Annotated in this window: 12 protein-coding genes and 1 riboswitch; of the genes, 7 read left to right on the forward strand and 5 right to left on the reverse strand. The window is 48.5% G+C overall.

Features of this window, described 5'->3' with window-relative positions:
- Position 1 precedes the first annotated feature (1 nt).
- Entirely contained in the window at positions 2–367 is a 366-nt protein-coding gene (locus ADIS_RS02330) for a DUF2237 family protein (protein ID WP_010852674.1), read from the forward strand.
- A 267-nt stretch (positions 368–634) separates the two neighbouring features.
- A riboswitch (SAM riboswitch) is annotated at positions 635–734 on the forward strand.
- Between the two features lie 122 nt (positions 735–856).
- Complete coding sequence (locus tag ADIS_RS02340; protein WP_010852676.1) at positions 857–2,032, forward strand: trans-sulfuration enzyme family protein; 1,176 nt, start codon at positions 857–859, stop codon at positions 2,030–2,032.
- Between the two features lie 51 nt (positions 2,033–2,083).
- Here ADIS_RS02340 and ADIS_RS02345 read toward each other — a convergent pair whose 3' ends face one another.
- The 3 genes from ADIS_RS02345 to ADIS_RS02355 form a co-directional block, all read right to left on the reverse strand.
- On the reverse strand, positions 2,084–3,283 hold the full coding sequence (locus ADIS_RS02345; protein ID WP_010852677.1) for a hypothetical protein: 1,200 nt from the start codon (positions 3,281–3,283) through the stop codon (positions 2,084–2,086).
- Between the two features lie 110 nt (positions 3,284–3,393).
- Positions 3,394–5,031, reverse strand: a complete 1,638-nt coding sequence (locus ADIS_RS02350) for an amidase (protein WP_010852678.1) — start codon at positions 5,029–5,031, stop codon at positions 3,394–3,396.
- Positions 5,032–5,186: 155 nt separating this feature from the next.
- Positions 5,187–6,023, reverse strand: coding sequence for a sugar phosphate isomerase/epimerase family protein (locus tag ADIS_RS02355; RefSeq protein WP_010852679.1), 837 nt, complete (start codon positions 6,021–6,023; stop codon positions 5,187–5,189).
- Between the two features lie 74 nt (positions 6,024–6,097).
- Between ADIS_RS02355 and ADIS_RS02360 the strand changes: the two genes are divergently transcribed.
- From ADIS_RS02360 to ADIS_RS02375, 4 genes are all read left to right on the forward strand, one after another.
- On the forward strand, positions 6,098–6,634 hold the full coding sequence (locus tag ADIS_RS02360) for a DinB family protein (RefSeq protein ID WP_010852680.1): 537 nt from the start codon (positions 6,098–6,100) through the stop codon (positions 6,632–6,634).
- Entirely contained in the window at positions 6,631–7,971 is a 1,341-nt protein-coding gene (locus tag ADIS_RS02365) for a serine hydrolase domain-containing protein (protein WP_081634851.1), read from the forward strand. Before ADIS_RS02360 ends, ADIS_RS02365 begins: the two co-directional genes overlap by 4 nt.
- Before the next feature lie 60 nt (positions 7,972–8,031).
- Complete coding sequence (gene metG / locus ADIS_RS02370) at positions 8,032–10,092, forward strand: methionine--tRNA ligase (protein WP_010852682.1); 2,061 nt, start codon at positions 8,032–8,034, stop codon at positions 10,090–10,092.
- 213 nt (positions 10,093–10,305) lie between these two features.
- Positions 10,306–10,728 (forward strand): DUF4174 domain-containing protein, encoded by a 423-nt coding sequence (locus tag ADIS_RS02375; protein WP_010852683.1) that lies wholly within the window; start codon positions 10,306–10,308, stop codon positions 10,726–10,728.
- Here the strand turns inward: ADIS_RS02375 and ADIS_RS02380 are convergent.
- Positions 10,725–11,663, reverse strand: a complete 939-nt coding sequence (locus ADIS_RS02380) for a tetratricopeptide repeat protein (protein ID WP_010852684.1) — start codon at positions 11,661–11,663, stop codon at positions 10,725–10,727. The two genes, ADIS_RS02375 and ADIS_RS02380, sit on opposite strands and share 4 nt — an antisense overlap.
- A gap of 1 nt (position 11,664) precedes the next feature.
- Positions 11,665–12,726 carry an AI-2E family transporter gene (locus ADIS_RS02385; protein WP_010852685.1) on the reverse strand — a complete coding sequence of 354 codons (1,062 nt, stop codon included), beginning with the start codon at positions 12,724–12,726 and terminating at the stop codon, positions 11,665–11,667.
- Positions 12,727–12,986: 260 nt separating this feature from the next.
- Between ADIS_RS02385 and ADIS_RS02390 the strand changes: the two genes are divergently transcribed.
- Positions 12,987–14,003 carry a cation diffusion facilitator family transporter gene (locus ADIS_RS02390; RefSeq protein WP_035804421.1) on the forward strand — a complete coding sequence of 339 codons (1,017 nt, stop codon included), beginning with the start codon at positions 12,987–12,989 and terminating at the stop codon, positions 14,001–14,003.
- Positions 14,004–14,243 lie beyond the last annotated feature (240 nt).

The raw sequence follows: 14,243 nt of genomic DNA on the forward strand, positions 1-14,243 counted from the left end.
CATGGCTAAGAATGTATTTGGAGAACCCCTGAAGACCTGTTGCAAGGATCCGTTGACCGGGTTTTATCGAGATGGTTTTTGCAGAACCGATCAATTTGACCAGGGCAGTCATACAGTCTGCGCGATACTCACCGAGGAGTTTTTGCAATTTTCGCGTAGCCGTGGCAATGATTTGATTACGCCCAGGCCCGAGTACCTTTTCCCCGGGCTAAAGCCAGGAGATAAATGGTGTCTTTGTGCCCTACGTTGGAAGGAAGCCTTCGAAGCAGGTGTTGCACCATTTGTGGTTTTGGAAGCTACTAATGAAAGGACGTTGGATTACATCGATATCAGCGAGTTGATTTCCCATGCGTATAAGCAGGAATAGTTTTTGGCTGTGCACTGATGGAATCCAATGCCTGCTCGCTTCGGTACTACCTTATGGGCATCCTACTTCCCGCATTGAGCAGACCTAGGAATGCGATAGGGCCGCGACGATTGACTGTCAGTCTATGATTCGAAAAGTCCAGCGAATCAGTTGGCTTCCGGTTTTGGCATTCCAACCGAAAACCTGGCCTAATTGCGCGCTATTTAACCCTTAATATTTGGATATGCAGTCCGGCTGCATTTATTTTGCGGTACACTTCAGGCAACTGATTTATTTAGAAGAGGGGAGAGAACAGGCTCTGAGAACCTCTGGCAACCTTCCTCCGGCGGAAAGGTGCCAATACCTGCCCGAGAGGGAACGATAAATTGGCAAGTATGACTCCTTCCATTCCGTATAATCTTCTTTTGTGCAGCACCACGTCCGGGATTTATCCAGCGTTTGGGTGTGTCTGCATGTATCCATTTTCCACCGTATCTAATCAGAGTATTCATGTCCTATAAAAATTTCGAGACACAGGCCGTTCGAATCGCCGAATCTGCTTCAGATCAGCGTGAGCATTCTTCGCCCATCTACCTAAGTTCCAGTTTTGTGTTTGACTCGGCTGAACAGGCCAGACAAATGTTTGCGGATGAAATCCCTGGAAATATCTATTCCCGCTATGCCAACCCGAATACCAGTGACTTGATCGCCAAGGTATGCGCCGCTGAGGGTACCGAAGCGGGGCTCACAACCGCCTCCGGAATGGCAGCGATGTTTGGCAGCATGGCATCCCTTTTGTCGCAGGGCGATCATATTCTGGCATCTCGGTCCCTGTTTGGGTCTACCCACCAATTACTGACCCGGGTTTTTCCCAAGTGGGGGATTTCGCATACCTATGGCGACATCAAGGATATAGACCGGTGGGAGGAGTTGATACAGCCCACTACCAAGATGATTTTTATCGAAACCCCCTCCAATCCGGGCCTGGAGATCATTGACCTCGAGTACATTGCTGCCCTGGCGAATGCGCACAACCTACTATTGGTGGTCGACAACTGCTTTGCTACGCCTTACCTACAGCAGCCGGCAAAGTGGGGTGCACACTTGGTGAGCCACAGTGCGACGAAGTTTATTGATGGACAGGGGCGCGTTTTGGGGGGCTTGATCCTGGGGCAAAAGAAGTACGTTGATGAGGTGCAGTTTTTTATGCGCCACACCGGCCCATCCCTGTCCCCCTTCAACGCTTGGGTACTGGCAAAGAGCATGGAAACCTTGGCGGTTCGCATGGACAGGCATTGCAGCAACGCACTGAAGATCGCCGAGTATTTTCAGGAAAGTAGGGACATCGAGTTTGTCAAATATCCGTTTTTGCCCTCCCATCCCCAGTACCACTTGGCCAAAAAGCAAATGAAGCAGGGCGGTGGTATTATAACCCTTACCCTAAAGGGAGGATTGGAGCGGGCCAAGCGCTTTATTGATCAGCTCCAGATGATTACCGTCACGGCCAACCTCGGGGATAGCCGCAGCATCGTCACACATCCGGCCTCCACGACCCATAGCAAGCTAACCGAAGAAGAGCGTGAGCGGGTAGGAATACTAAATGGTCTGGTACGCCTTTCTGTGGGCCTGGAACATGTGGACGACATTATTGCAGATATCGAGCGGGCACTGGAGAAGTCGAGGTAGCGGAGATTGGCCCCGTTCTCTCCAAGCACCATTTTCGTTACTGGAGAGAGGTCAGTAGACTTTTTTTACCCGTCGGCCTGTGCCGCCTACACCTACCGTAAGGTTGTGCAGGGATCCGGCATACGCATTGTATTTGCGTTCGTACTGCGGGGTTTGGTAGGCATAGCGAAGGCGGATAAACCAGAAACTTTGCTCCTGCCCGGGCGATACCAGACCATTTACGCTGCCCATCTTAATGTCAAGGTTTAGGCCGACGGTTGGTGTTCGCCTGAAGGTCAGGGCAGCCTCTTGCAAGTATTGGTTTTGCTGCATGTCGTGTATGGTGGGGCCCAAGTCCATCCAGGCAAATCCTGCAAAGGGAGTGACCCCAAATGTAGGCGTGTCTGCGACCCGATACCCAATGCTGAGCTCAGGAAGAAACATTCTGGCCTGAGAACGGGCCGGCCATACCCCTCCGGTAATGGGCACGTCGTTCTTGTTGCGGGTGATGCCTATATAATTGCGGAGAAACAAGACCCAATTGGAATAGATGACGTCGAATGCTATGCCGAAGGGGATGCTGTTTTTGAATTCGCTCTCCAGCTGCCCTGTGTACACACCATATCCTGTAAAGAACTCCGCGCTCAACCCCCACTTGGAGGCCTCAAATCGCTGCCGGATATATTCCCGGGTATAGGCTTCGTAGTCGTTTGCAGGGTAAGAGGCGAGAAATTTATCGGCCAAGAAATTCAGCTCTTCCTGGCTGATTTCGGGATAGTCGGGCCCTTCCAGCAAATACAATAAGTTTAGGGCTAGGAATTCCTTCTCCAAGCTGCTCAGATCTGGCGTGTTTTTCAGTTTGTTGGTCAGTACAGGCTGCTCTCTTCGCGATTCCGTGATCAAGGTTTTGGCTAGGAAATCACCTGTGGGTTTTATTTTTTGTGCTATCCGAATGTAATCTTCCGTTTCCATGACGTGGGAGTGGCTAAGTACATCGGTATAATCGCCGATCCAATAGCTGACCAGTATCCGTTCGATGAGAAACAGGACCAGGTGGTTTTGGTCTTCTACTTCGTTGACCAAAAAGGATTTCACTTCGGCCATTTTCGCTAGATCCCGGCTTTCGAATCGCTCCAATAGGAGGCGTCTTCCCCGGCTGATCAACTCGGGTTTGGATTCTTCCATTTCCAATAGTTCTCGTTTGAGGTCGGACTGCTGGGCAAAGAGTGGCATAGCGGCCAACAGCAGTAAAAGTGTAAAATAAAGTCGCATATGTATAAAGTTGTTTCTAACTGGTTAAAAGCATTTTAAAGTGTCAGATCCGCCTCATCAGTTGGTCGAAAAAGGAGTAGTAAAAATTGGTTTTCTGCGTGGCTGGTTTGTCAATAGTGTTGGTTGAGGAATTTAGGGGCTCGCCTGGCTTTGGTGCCCTGCTCGAAGGCATAGGCCAGCTCAATGAGTGTGGGCTCTGACCATGCGGTGCCAAAAAAGGAGATCCCCACTGGAAGGTCATCGATCATGCCCATGGGCACGGAGATACTTGGGTATCCGGCGTGTGCCGCAGGGGATGAACTGCCCAAATGATAATAGTCCCCATTGGTCCAGTCTGTCTTCCAGGCAGGACTGCCGGTAGGGGCAATGATCGCATCTAGCTTATGCTCCTTCAGTACACGGTCTATTCCCTTATCCTGGCTGTTGATTCGGAGATTCTCCAATGCATCGAGGTATTCGGGACTGTTCAGGTCACCCTTTTTAGCAGCCAGTTCCAGGTAGTGCTGGTTGTAGTGGGCGAGTTCTATAGGATCCTGTTCGTTGAACGCGATCAGCTCCTCTATATCTTTTATCTTGGCGTTGGGCCCGAGGGACTGGAAATACTGGTTTAACCCCTCCTTGTATTCATAAAGCATAACTTCAAAAGAATAAGCACCGGTGCCTGCGGGGGACACTTCCTGCACTGGGATAATCTCTGCGCCTTGGGACTCCATATAGGCGATGGCTTCTTCCATGAGTTTGTCTACTTTGTAGTTGACGCCCGCAGTGGATTTCATCCAACCGATCTTTTTGCCTTTCAAACCATCTTTGTTCAGGAATGGGGTATAGTCGGTGAGGTAGTGGCCCTCACTTCCGGAGGTTTTGTTATCCCTGGCATCCACGCCCACCATTGTTCCGAGACTGATGGCGGCGTCCCGCACGGTTCTGGTCATGGGTCCCGGCGTGTCTTGGGTATAGGAAATGGGGATGATTCCGGAACGGGATATAAGTCCTACTGTTGGTTTGATCCCGACGATGCCGTTTGCGGTGGAGGGACAAACGATGGAACCGTTTGTTTCTGTGCCGATCGCCATTACGGCCAAGTTGGCTGAGATGGAGGCACCGGATCCGGAACTGCTTCCACAGGGGTTTCTGTCCAGGATGTAAGGGTTTTTTGTCTGACCGCCCATGCCACTCCAGCCACTGCTGGAAAGTTGTCCCCTGAAATTTGCCCACTCACTCAGATTGGCTTTGCCGATGATAACGGCCCCTGCCTCCCGTAGTTTTTTCGCGACGAAACTGTCCTGAAGCGGTTTGGATCCTTCCAGCGCCCTTGACCCGGCAGTGGTATGCATGGCGTCGTGGGTGTCGATATTGTCTTTAAGCAGTACGGGAATACCGTGCAATGCCCCTTTTTTTCCACCGTTTTTGCCCAATTGGTCCAATTCTCTGGCGATAGCAAGTGCATCTGGATTGATTTCTAGGACAGAGCGCAGGGTCGGTCCATTTTGATCGATTTGCACTATGCGTTGTAGGTAGGCGCTCACTACTTCTTCCACCGTCAGCGAGCCGTCTTCGTAGCTTTTTTGGAAGTCCTCGATCTCCCATTCCAAAAATCGGAACGAATCCTGTTCGCCTCCCGGGGACTCATGGGTTGCCGTTGGGCCACAGGCGAAGAGGAACGTAAGGGCAGTGAAAAAAAACAGGCCATATCTTTCGGCAACAGCTGCCTTATTGACCTGAAAAAGATGGTTGTAGCGGCAATTCATTTTTTAGTTTATTTGCTCGTAAAAGTCCGAATAACTTTCTAAAAAATTGGTGCTTTGCGCAAAATATTTTATTCAGACTTTGTAATGGAACGAAGGGTATCCCGCTTTCCATCACAAAGTCTGATAACCATGGGGGTGATCCTCCAAGGGGTGGGCTAAAATTGCGCCGAAACCCGCTTGAAGTAGTCCATACTTTCCTTTACCTCGGGCAGGCTGTTTTCCCAGTTATGCTCATATTCCGCAGAAAATACCCCTTTAAAACCTTGTCGGTTTAGTTCATGCAACACACCTGCCACGTTACAGGTGCCCGTGCCCCAGGGCACATCGTGGGCCGACCGGATTCCTCGCCCGTTTAGGTCTTTCATGTGCAGGCTATGGATGCGTCCTTCCAAACGCTGCAGTGCTTCAATGGGATCTACACCGGAACGGACCCAGTGGCCTATGTCGGCACATACCCCCATCCACTCAGATCTACCCTCCAAAAGTCTGGCGGGCACCTCAGGATGCCAATAGAATGACGGCACGGGATGATTGTGCAATGCAATTTTTATTTTGTGCTCTTGACAAAGCTTTTCGATCAGGTCAAATTGGTTGGCACGAGGTTCGGTGGTGATCACCTCAATCCCCAATGCTTTGGCAAAGGCAAAGACCTTCGGCCAGTCCTCGTCATTGGGGCTGACCACGCCGTAAGCCACCGCCTGAATGTCGTATTTGCTCAAAAGGGACTTTATTTGGTTCAGTTCCTGGGGGCTGGCGGTAAATGCGGTGGTAGCTTCACCCGACTTGGAGATTTTCTGTCCGGGGTAGAGTTCCACGTACTTTACCCCAATGCTGTTTAGTTTTTCAAGAGCCTCTTCCAGACTGAACAGCCGGAAGGTATAGGCCTGACTGCCAAGTTTCCAGTCGGCGGGTACACCGCTTTGTGCGGTTGCATACAAGGCCGACAGGCAAAATAATGCCGAAAATAACGTTCTGAAAATGGGTTGCTTCATAATAAATGTTTATTTTAACCGGATTTTACGCGTAAAATTTGCTAAAAATACCCAATTTTCACAAACAATTGGACATGAACAGGAATTCCCTTGCGTTTTTTATGACCGCTTTTTGTTTGATGGCCCTGTCCGTCCACGCTCAAAGCGATCCCTTCGTCGAGGAGTTTTTGGAGAGATGGGACGGATCCAAGCGCTATCTGGTGGCAATGGCCGATGCTATGCCCGCCGAGCGGTATGATTTTAGACCCTCCGAGGAGGAAATGACTTTCGCGGAGCAGTTGATGCACATAGCTGTTACCGTGGAATGGCATATCGCCAGCCGGTTTGAGGGCCTGAATACACCCTACCGGGTGAAGGAGTACCAAGCGGCAGGCCTGGATAAGGAGGCAATTAAGGCTGTTTTGGTTCGCGAAATGGATAAAGCCGCCGAGCGAATACGAAACGCAGATCCAGCCCGGCTTTCCGAGACAAACAGCTACGGTGAACTGCAGCGCACCGGTAGGCAGTTCCTGTTGCTTGCAGCAGACCATATTGCCCACCACAGGGGACAGCTCGTCGTGTACCTAAGAATGAACGCCATAAAACCACCCAATTATATCCTATACCAATGAACGTACCCCAATTACTTCTGACGCGGCCGATTGCCAAGACCATCTATAGGTCTAGCTTGATCCTTTTACTGTTCTCTTGGCCGTATCATTTCTCCCAGGCCCAGACGGCTACGGCCAAAAAATCTCCCCCACTCACAGAAGCCAGCCCGGCAAGTGTGGGCATGTCGCCGGAGCGCATTCAGCGGATAGATGCCATGCTGGCCCAGTCGGTACAGGACGGAGACATTCCGGGTGTAGTTGCCCTCATAGCCCGTGACGGAAAAATCGTGTATCACAAGGCGTTTGGCACCGCGGATGCCAGTTCCTCCCGACCGCTGAAAAGGGACGACATCTTCCGGATTGCGTCGCAGTCCAAAGCGATTACCGCTACCGCGGTCATGATGCTGTGGGAGGAGGGAAAGTTCCGCTTAGATGACCCTATTTCGAAATTTATTCCCGAATTCAAGAATCCTCAGGTACTTCAGAATTTTCGCTTCGTCGATACCAGTTTTGTGGGCCGTCCTGCCATCCGCGAAATCACCATAAGGCACCTGCTAACCCATACCTCCGGACTAGGCTACGGCGTGATAGACGGGGACGAGCGGATGAAGATGCTGTACGCAAAGGCTGGCACCACTGATTTGTTTACGACAGAGCCTGTCACAATAAAGGACGTAGTGATGAAGCTGGCCAAGCTTCCCCTGCACCATGATCCCGGAGAAAAGTATACCTATAGCATGGGATTGGATGTGTTGGGATATCTTGTAGAGGTAGTCTCCGGAATGTCGTTTGACCAGTTCCTCCGAGAGCGGCTATTTGACCCACTTGGAATGAATGATACACGGTTTTACCTCCCTGATTCAAAGGCAGATAGACTGGTATCCATCCAACAGCGCGTGGACGGGAACTGGAGAAATTATCCCGATACGTTTTACGAAGTCGATTATCCCATAAAAGGAGCCAAGCAGTTTTATTCAGGAGGTGCGGGCCTGTCTAGTACTGCCAAGGATTACGCGACCTTCCTTCAAATGTACCTAAACGGAGGAGAATTGAACGGAAAGCGGATCCTCAGCCGGACGACGGTAGACATCATCATGGCCAACCACGTCGGAGACCTATATGGTGGAGGCAATGCACATTATGGCTTGGCCTTTGGTGTTTTGACCGAAAAAGGGCAGGGCCGGGGAGGAGACCTCAGCGAAGGTACTTTCAACTGGGGCGGCTATTTCAATACCCAATACTTCGCCGATCCCAAAGAGCGGCTGATTGGCGTGATCCTAAAACAAACCCAAGGAGGCACCGGGGATCAGACTGGATGGAAATTCAAGCTGATGATGGGTGCAGCAATAGACGACTAGCCGCCATAAATCTATTTCGCCGGGGGTACGAAAAAGCAATTTTGCCTATCTTTGTGCCCTATGAGCGAAAAGAACTTCAAGCGTTACACGGTTACTTCAGCACTTCCCTACGCGAATGGCCCTCTTCATATCGGCCATTTGGCGGGATGCTATATTCCTTCCGATATCTACGTCCGTTACCTGCGTTCGAGGGGAAGGGATGTGGCGTATGTATGTGGTTCGGACGAACACGGTGTGGCCATTACCATAAAGGCAAAGAACGAGGGCATCAGTCCTCAGGAGGTGGTAGATCGTTACCATGAACAGATGAAAGCCAGCTTTCGGGATTTTGGCATCAGCTTCGACCATTATTCCCGAACCACTGCACCTATCCACCACGAGACAGCCGCTCAGCTTTTCAAGGATCTGTACGACAAGGGAGAATTTGTAGAACAGGTTACAGAACAGTACTATGACGAGGAGGCGGGGCAGTTTCTTGCAGACCGCTACATCGAGGGGACCTGTCCCAAGTGTGGCTTTGAGCGGGCCTATGGAGATCAGTGTGAAAAGTGCGGTTCCTCCCTAAGCCCTACTGAATTGATCCAACCCAAGTCAAAATTGAGTGGAAATACACCTGTGCTAAAAGAAACCAAGCACTGGTTTTTGGATTTGGGGAGGTATAGCGAATTTCTGAAAAAATGGATACTCGAAGACCATAAAGACGACTGGAAGAATAACGTGCTGGGTCAATGCCGCAGCTGGTTGGAAGCAGGAGATGGCCTGCTGCCAAGATCCATGACACGTGATATGGATTGGGGCATTCCTGTTCCCCTGCCCGATGCGGCTGGAAAGGTGCTTTATGTTTGGTTTGATGCGCCGATCGGCTACATCTCGTCTACGAAAGAGTGGGCCAATGAGAAAGGAATAGACTGGGAGCCTTATTGGAAGGATAAGGAAACCAAACTTGTGCACTTTATCGGTAAGGACAATATCGTTTTCCACTGCATCACTTTCCCGGCTATTCTGAAAACCCATGGTGATTTTATTATCCCCGAAAATGTACCGGCCAATGAGTTCTTGAATCTGGAGGGGGATAAAATATCCACGTCCAGGAATTGGGCTGTTTGGCTACACGAATATTTGGAGGAATTTCCCGGTAAGCAGGATGTGCTCCGCTATGTGCTTACTGCAAACGCGCCTGAGACGAAAGACAATGATTTTACTTGGAAGGATTTTCAGGCGAGAAATAATTCGGAGCTAGTGGCGGTATACGGTAATTTCGTCAATAGGGCAGTGGTCCTTACCCAAAAGTATTTTGAAGGGAGTATACCGGCTCCTAGCGGTTACTTTGGCTACGATGAAGAGGTTTTAAAGGAGTTGGAGGCATTTCCGGATCGGATAGCCCAGTCAATGGAGCGGTTCCGGTTTAGGGAGGCACTTAGTTTGGTGATGGACTTGGCCCGTCTTGGCAATAAATACCTGGCGGATACGGAGCCCTGGAAGGAGATCAAAAAGGATCCTGTCAGAACTGGTACGTTATTAAACGTGGCCCTTCAGATTGCAGCTTCCCTTGCCATCGTATCAGAGCCATTTTTACCTTTTACGGCTGCCAAGCTTAAGCAGGCCCTTGGCTTGAAACCTGTAGGATGGGAAGAAGCCGGACGGCGCGACTTACTGGACAGCGGTAGTCCATTGAATGATCCGGGGCTTTTGTTTGAAAAGATAGAAGATGTCGTAGTGGAAAAACAGGTTGAAAAGCTGTTGGAATCCAAAAAGCAAAATGAAGTAAACAATGCCGCAGCGGTGCCGATGAAAGATATTATTACTTACGATGATTTTGCGAAACTGGATATCCGCATTGTAAAGGTTTTGGAGGCAGAGCCCGTAAAAAAATCAAAAAAACTACTTAAGCTGACAGTGGATACAGGTCTTGATAGACGAACGGTGTTGAGTGGTGTGGCAGAGCATTTTATGCCTGAGGAACTGGTGGGCCGTCAAGTAGTGATGCTGATCAATCTGGCACCTCGAAAGATGGTAGGCATCGAATCTGAAGGAATGATTCTGATGGCAGAGGATGCCGATGGAAGTCTCAAGCTGCTTCAGCCCCATCAATCGGTAAAGCCGGGATCCACGGTGAGCTGAAACTCCTGCTATTTAGTAGCTGCTCCCCATAGCGCATGGAAAGACCTGCGAAGGCCATTTAAGGAAAGTTTAGTTATTATATTATTAAATAGTAATAATTAGGTTAATTTATATAAAATTTTACTAAGATACCCATTAAATAGTTTAATTTAGGAAACCAAAATAGCTTGTTTTTGGTTTTAGCTTCGTTAAGATGCACTAGATACATGTATTATGAAGGGTTTCGGTTTGGTTGTGTTCCTCCTCGTGCTGTATGCTGACACGATTACTCTGGAGGATCTCAGGTGGAAGCACAGGGTGTTGTTTGTATTCCCTCCAGAGGAGCAGCCCGATTCCTTTTTTTGGGAGGTATCCGATAGCCTGCTAGTTTCCTTTTCTGAGCGCGATTTGTTGTATTTTGTGTTTGAAGACAGTGTGCTATCCAATTCCGATTATACCTTCGAGCCATTGTATCGGGAATTCTTAAGAAAGAAATATGTGTTGGGTTCCAAGGATCTTTGCTGGGTGCTGATTGGAAAAGATGGCGGATCCAAAATGCGCAGGGAAGGGTCACTCCCGGATTGGGATGAACTTTTTGGTGTAATCGATGCGATGCCGATGAGGGTTCGGGAAATGGGAAGAATGGTTGGTTCTTAGTTTAACTTCTCCAAGTATTCCATTACCATGGGGATTTTGTTGTTTTTTGCAGCGACTTCCCGCAGGTATTGGCTTGCTAACTCTTTCTCGCCTTTTAGGTAGTAGTAGATCCCTTTGTTTCGTAGTGCATGCAAATTTGCTGGATCTACACTTAGACTGTAGTTGATGTCTGCAAGGCCCTCTTCCAATTGATCGTCAAACAACCTAAAGAGCCCTCTGTTGTTGTAGTAATAGGGCTGGTTTGGGTTCAGTCGGATGGCGAGCTCTACATTTTCCAGTGCTTCTTGGTATTTACCTGCTTCAAAATCTATCAGGCCCAATAAATTGTAGATGTTTGGTTCCCTGTCAGTCAGTTGCTTTGCCTGTGCGAGATCCGAAAGGGCTTTACCATAGTCACCTTGATAGTACCTGATAGTGGCTCGGTTTACCCACAGATCCACATTTTCCGGAGTCCGTTCGATGGCCATCTCAAACGCGTTTAGGGCCTGCCCGTATTCGGAAAGCTCAGCGTAGGTCAGCCCAAGTATAAAGTATCCCTTTGCCGCATACTCCTCCGTTTGGGTTAGTTTCTTCGCCTCTTCTAACGCCCGGTAATTTTCCCCAAAGTCGAGATGCGCAACGGCTTTTTGGTAGCGGGCGTCTTCGTAGTTCGGATTTGCCTCTAGGGCTTTTTCAAAGTCGCCGATAGCTCTTTGGAAATTGGCAAGCCGCTGATAGGCAATTCCCCGGTTGTAGAACGCATCTGCGTACGAATTGTCCAGACGAATAGCTTCCTCGTAAAACCGAATGGCCCCCTGCAGGTCTCCTTCTTGGAGTTTCCCGTTTCCCTTGAGTAGAAATCTACCTTTTTTGTTCTCCACTGTGTCGCAGCTGCTTCCAAACAGTGCTAGTAGCAGGAAGGAAAGGAAAAGAAGTGACTTTGGCTTTTGCGTCATGCTATTTTTTCACTTGGTCTTCTTCTCCAAACAAAAAGGAAAAGGGTTTGGTGCTTTCACTTAGTTCAAAAATTCGCTTCATGATGGCAAGGGAGGGAATGATCAGGATCATTCCGGCCACTCCCCAGATTGCACCGCCTACCAGCAGCCCCACAAACGTCACGAGCGCGTTCAGGTTTACGTTTCTGCCGACTATATTGGGGGTCAGGAAGTTGCTTTCAACCAGCTGAATCACCGTAAAGGAGGCGACCACTGCAAACGGATAGATAAGTCCATCCATCGTTAGAAATGCAAAAAGGAAGGGCAGAATGGCGCCCAGAAAAGGCCCAAGATATGGGATGATGTTCAACAGTGCGGCAAACAAGCCAAAGAACAGGGCATGCTTTACGCCGATGGCATACAAGGCAGCCGTATTTAGGACCGCCAGAATTGCCATCACCTTAAGGACCCCTAGGATATAATACTGTACTACCTTCCTTAGGGAACGGATTTTTGATTTGACGTCTTCATTCTCATGTTTTGAAAATATTTTGGCGATAAATTCGGCCAGGTGGTCACGGTAGATAAGCATAAAAAAGATAAAAACCGGAACCAGAACAACCCCGGAAAGGGAACCAATGGTGCCCAGTAGGAAGTTGGATACCGTTTCGCTGTTTGATTCCAGCAGGTCAAACAACTGGGATTTGTCCACGCCTTCTTTTACCCCTAAATCTGCGCCAAAGGTATCCGTGGCAATCCGGTCTATGTCTGCGAGGTAGTTATTGAGGCGATCGGTGACGTCTTCAAAGTCTTTGGCGAAGCTCTTAACCTGTAGAATCACCAAAAGAACGATTCCCACAATGACGGTAATGGATCCTAATAAGGCGATTACGGCACTAAGCGTCCTAGGAAGTTTTTTCGATTCCATCCAGTTGCATACCGGAATCATAAGCATGGCGATGTACCCACCCAAAAAAAGTGGAATAAGCAAGCTTCTACCCAGGATCATGATAAACACAACCACGATGATCAATAATAACACAGAAAGTACTTTAAGATAACCCGGGATAGTTGACTGGTTCATGGCTGAATCGTTTTCAAATAGAAAGGTTGTTAAAAATGCCGCACAGAGATAATCATCAATGTAAAGCTAACCATTCTTTTTCACATGTACTTGCACCATTTCTATTGCTGAGGGCTGACAGGTTGGGGATTTAGGTGTTTTTTGGGTTCGCATTTTTTGACTTTGCCGGGGTGTGGGCCGCCTTGCCCCTTTTTTATGGGTTTTCGAAAGTGCCGTATATTTCTTACTTTTGGGCTTTTCCAAAAATAACTGCACGCGGGGTGGATAAAGAAAAATGGAGGCTAATCAGGCTGTCACTTGCGGTGAGTGTAGTGCTGATGGGCCTTAAATTTTATGCTTACTACATAACGGGTTCCACGGCTATATTGACCGATGCACTCGAAAGTATCGTCAATGTCGTTGCTTCCTGTGTGGCCATGTACAGCATTTATCTGAGTTCACAGCCGAAGGACAGTAACCATCCCTATGGCCATGGAAAGATCGAATTCTTTAGTGCTGGTATCGAGGGCATCCTTATAATTATTGCGGGAATTTTTATCGTGTACCAGTCAATTTATACTTTTTTCTTTCCCGAGCCTCTGAATGAATTGCCAGTGGGTATGATACTGGTCGGTTTTTCAGGTCTGGCAAACGGTGCTCTCGGTTATCTGCTGCAGAAACGGGGAAAGGTGCTTAACAGTCTGACGCTGGTCGCCGACGGCAAGCATTTATCGACCGATGCAATCAGCAGCTTTGTGCTGATTCTGGGCATAGCTATTATTTACTTTACCGATCTGTTTTTTCTGGACAGCGTATTTTCCATGGGGTTTGCCGCATATATTATCTATAACGGGTATACCCTGGTGAGGCATTCCGTCGGGGGCTTGATGGATGAGATCAACCCATTGGCTATGGGCATGGTCGTTCGGATTCTCAACAAACACCGAAAGGAAAACTGGATTGATATCCACAATATGCGTGTTCAGCAATATGGCGGTGATAGTCACATCGATTTGCACCTGACGTTACCTTACTATTTCGATCTGGTAAAGGTTCACGATGAAGTCCACCGCGTGGAGGAAGTACTGGAAGAAAACCTTCCAGGATATGTGGAGGTTTTCGTTCACGCCGATCCCTGCATCCCGGAATCATGCTGCCATTACTGTCAATTAAAGGCCTGTCCGGTCAGGAAGTTTCCCAAATCAAAGAAGATCAAATGGGACGAACAAAACATGGCCAAAAACCAAAAACACTACCATGAATTGAGTTCCGCGAATCCATTGGAGCCAACCTCTTGATCTATTTTTGGGCTGGTAGCCACACAGCTCCAAAGAAAATTAATAGCTCAATCATCTCATTTTCAAGGTAAATCAAGGTAATGGTGCCCATTTCTGTCGGTTCATAAATTCACCGAATTGGTTGAATTTTTTTAAATAATTTAGGGAATGGTTATCATTTTCACAATTAAACCACCATTTTTCTAATGGTCTTTGAAAAATTATATTCTGTAAAATTTAATCATTCGAAATTTTATTAAC

Origin of the sequence: Lunatimonas lonarensis, from assembly GCF_000390185.1 — a bacterium.
Taxonomy (GTDB): Bacteria; Bacteroidota; Bacteroidia; order Cytophagales; family Cyclobacteriaceae; genus Lunatimonas; species Lunatimonas lonarensis.

Coding starts and splice junctions, on each gene's coding strand:
- ADIS_RS02355 (WP_010852679.1), bottom strand. CDS start 6,023: ATGAAGCAACCCATTTTCAGAACGTTATTTTCGGCATTATTTTGCCTG.
- ADIS_RS02380 (WP_010852684.1), bottom strand. CDS start 11,663: ATGACGCAAAAGCCAAAGTCACTTCTTTTCCTTTCCTTCCTGCTACTA.
- ADIS_RS02365 (WP_081634851.1), top strand. CDS start 6,631: ATGAACGTACCCCAATTACTTCTGACGCGGCCGATTGCCAAGACCATC.
- ADIS_RS02385 (WP_010852685.1), bottom strand. CDS start 12,726: ATGAACCAGTCAACTATCCCGGGTTATCTTAAAGTACTTTCTGTGTTA.
- ADIS_RS02330 (WP_010852674.1), top strand. CDS start 2: ATGGCTAAGAATGTATTTGGAGAACCCCTGAAGACCTGTTGCAAGGAT.
- ADIS_RS02375 (WP_010852683.1), top strand. CDS start 10,306: ATGAAGGGTTTCGGTTTGGTTGTGTTCCTCCTCGTGCTGTATGCTGAC.
- ADIS_RS02350 (WP_010852678.1), bottom strand. CDS start 5,031: ATGAATTGCCGCTACAACCATCTTTTTCAGGTCAATAAGGCAGCTGTT.
- metG (WP_010852682.1), top strand. CDS start 8,032: ATGAGCGAAAAGAACTTCAAGCGTTACACGGTTACTTCAGCACTTCCC.
- ADIS_RS02345 (WP_010852677.1), bottom strand. CDS start 3,283: ATGCGACTTTATTTTACACTTTTACTGCTGTTGGCCGCTATGCCACTC.
- ADIS_RS02360 (WP_010852680.1), top strand. CDS start 6,098: ATGAACAGGAATTCCCTTGCGTTTTTTATGACCGCTTTTTGTTTGATG.
- ADIS_RS02340 (WP_010852676.1), top strand. CDS start 857: ATGTCCTATAAAAATTTCGAGACACAGGCCGTTCGAATCGCCGAATCT.